The sequence below is a fragment of the Salinivibrio sp. IB872 genome (assembly GCF_001995345.1).
In the GTDB taxonomy this organism is placed as follows: domain Bacteria; phylum Pseudomonadota; class Gammaproteobacteria; order Enterobacterales; family Vibrionaceae; genus Salinivibrio; species Salinivibrio proteolyticus.
In genome coordinates this window covers 1-2,620 of sequence record NZ_MUFO01000090.1, presented here as the reverse complement: position 1 = coordinate 2,620, position 2,620 = coordinate 1, and the positions used below count along the sequence as shown (strand labels likewise).

Sequence of the window (2,620 nt, the reverse complement as noted above, 5' to 3'; positions counted from 1 at the left end):
CGCCCAGGCTGCGCCCCGCTTCTTTGATTGTGGGCCTTGGGTGCTCGGTTTTGCGTTCGTGCCTTAGCTCACCCTCGCGTTACCATTGACTATTTCCGGCGGGGCGCGGCGGGCTGGTCGTGGTGGGGCTGGTATCTGTTGACAACGGCCCGCGTCGCCCACATAATCAAGTTATCAATGGCTTCCTCCAGGTGCGCACGCCGCCCGTAAGAGTGGAAGCTTTTTTTTTGCCTCAAGGATGTCCGTTTTGTCTGCGCGCGTGCCTTATAACAAGCCTTATATGAGTGCTGCTGAGCTGTGCGATAAGCTGGTTGCCCAAGGGATCACCGTTGCTGATCGTGATTTTGCCGCTCGGGTACTTAAACGGTGCAGTTACTACCGATTTAAAGCGTACTTGCTGCCGTTCTCTGAGTCGCTCTCCCACCCTCGTCGTTATCAAACCGGCACCACGTTCGAGCAATGCTATGCCCTTTATCAGTTTGATGAAGCGCTACGTAATTTGGTGTTTGATGTGGTGGGTAAAGTAGAAGTGGGGATCCGCTCTGGTTTTGAGGAGTGGATGACCAAGCAAACCAAGAATCGCTTCTGGTATCTGGATTCGGCTTTATTTAAGGAAAACGGCGAGCAGGTCAAAACAGTCAGTCGTGTACGGGATATGTTCAAAGACTCCAAAGAGCAGTTCGCTGAGCATTATCGCAGCAAGTATTACAACGACTATTGCCCGTTCTTTCGCGATCTGCCCCCGGGCTGGGTCGCTATTGAGCTGATGACATTCGGTAATGTCTCTAAGCTGATGCGCAGTTTGCAAAGCGATCAGGTGAATGCACTAAAGATGAACCGCTTTGCGAAAACCTTGAATGTCGAAAAGTACCAAACCTTGTGCGCTTGGGTGGATGCTATTCACCAAGTACGCAACCACTGTGCGCATCACTCACGCCTATTTAACCGCAACTTACCGGCACCTACAGGGATTAAGCGTATTTTGTCTCCCGATGTGGCGTTAGTGCGTACCCGCTCGGATCCAACCAAGCGCGAAGAAGACCAACTGAACCGCCTTTACACGGTGCTGGCTGCCGTCCAACAGCTTTATAACGGCTTGGGCTATGACGCTCCATTGGGCCCCGCATTGGTTGACTTATTTGAGCGTTATCCAGTGGCTAAGCGTTTTATGCCGTCGATGGGCTTCCCTGCCGACTGGGAAAATGAACCATTGTTTTTCAGGTAATCGTCGAGTCCTTCGCCAAAATCCGACACACTTGCGATCGGCTGTAGCCGGTCGCGTCGGCCACTTCTTTTAAGCTCATTCCCATTTCTCGGTAGCGGTGCACTTTTTGGTGACGTTCGCTATCGGGTTGGCGCCTTTTGTATTTGCCGGCTTGTTTGGCGGCGGCAATGCCTTGTTGCTGTCGGGCGCGGCGGGTGAATTGGCCATATGCCTCTATTTTCCTTCGCGGTGTTGGTTTTTCCGTGTGGGTGGGTTGGGAGGTTTTTCATAGGACAGAAGATACAGGGTATGACCGGTTTTCTACTGTATATAAGTATCCTGTGCGGTAAGTCACAAAAAAATCATTTATAAAATAAATATTTTATTGCGCCTTTTTGCGCCCTGTGTAAAGAGATAAGAGTTAAGTTAGCTTAACTCCTTGCTCGGTTGCTAAAAAACGCCGTGAGAAGCGTTTTAGTCACTTTCTGTGGTAGAAAACCAATGGTTTCACCACGAATGGTGGTCAATAAAAGTACAGGGGGGTGACAGTTTGACACCCCTGTCGACAGGCCTTACATTCGACCTTGTAAAGTTACTTTACGTTTTCCGTATTAAAAAGTGTTCTTCGAGCAGGCATAACTTGAAGAAACACAGCAGACACCCTGCCCATTTTTTTTGGGCGGGGTATTTGTGTTATGTTTGGTTTTTGTTAGTATGCTTTTTGTGACCTAAAAGTCACGTTAGATACTGAAATAGCGGCTTTATGCCAAAATGTCGCTTTTTTGGGTATAAATTTGTATTTAATACGGAAATCTTAAATTATGAATTATTCGAAACCGCGACTTCGGTCGTTACACACGGCTCCCGTGTCTTTAGGTAGCGCTGAAATAGCACGCTTATCTTGGCTCTTCTATCAAGGCTCCAGAGAAACCAAAATGGCTAAGGTCTTCGTAGCCGTCGCTGACACCCCTCTTATCAATACCCATCAAATCAGGATGGTGACTGATATTTCAAACCCCTCTAATGCGATACGAACTATCAACAAAAAGTTGATGAATCATGGCCTTATGATTATGCGTGAAGAGCCAATTGGTGTTCCACCAAATGGTGATTTTCATTATTGGTACCTGTGTGAAGCGCCTATTCAGACGTTACCCGTACAGATGGCGGATAATGATCCACGCATTTAGTGGTCGCTTGAGGATAAAGCCCGTTTCTGCCTGGCTTTCCTACACAAATCCCTCGATGAGAATCGAGGGATTTTTTTTGAACCTTTATCTGCCTGACTGATCTCAACAAAAAATCATAAGTTGAGGTAAGTGACTATGTTTTCAACAGATGCTGAGCAATGGGCCAAGGATACCTTCTACCATACCGAATTAGGTGATAGCCGCCGAACCAAGCGTCTGGTTAAAC

General features: G+C 47.8%; 4 protein-coding genes. 3 read left to right on the top strand and 1 reads right to left on the bottom strand.

Annotated elements, in window-relative coordinates; all coding sequences use genetic code 11:
• The first annotated feature begins 247 nt into the window (after positions 1–247).
• The gene (locus tag BZJ18_RS16860) at positions 248–1,225 is read left to right on the top strand and encodes an Abi family protein (RefSeq protein WP_198532268.1); all 978 of its coding nucleotides are present in this window, start codon (positions 248–250) and stop codon (positions 1,223–1,225) included.
• On the opposite strand, the gene BZJ18_RS16855 is transcribed toward BZJ18_RS16860, so the two are convergent.
• A complete protein-coding gene (locus tag BZJ18_RS16855; RefSeq protein WP_338013076.1) occupies positions 1,218–1,394 on the bottom strand; it encodes a helix-turn-helix domain-containing protein in 177 nt (58 codons plus the stop codon). The genes BZJ18_RS16860 and BZJ18_RS16855 overlap by 8 nt on opposite strands.
• A gap of 745 nt (positions 1,395–2,139) precedes the next feature.
• Between BZJ18_RS16855 and BZJ18_RS16850 the strand changes: the two genes are divergently transcribed.
• Together BZJ18_RS16850 and BZJ18_RS16845 are read left to right on the top strand one after the other, a co-directional pair.
• On the top strand, positions 2,140–2,394 hold the full coding sequence (locus BZJ18_RS16850; protein WP_077458500.1) for a hypothetical protein: 255 nt from the start codon (positions 2,140–2,142) through the stop codon (positions 2,392–2,394).
• A 135-nt stretch (positions 2,395–2,529) separates the two neighbouring features.
• Positions 2,530–2,620: transposase DNA-binding-containing protein (locus tag BZJ18_RS16845; RefSeq protein ID WP_131825298.1), on the top strand; the 91-nt coding region annotated here is incomplete at its 3' end.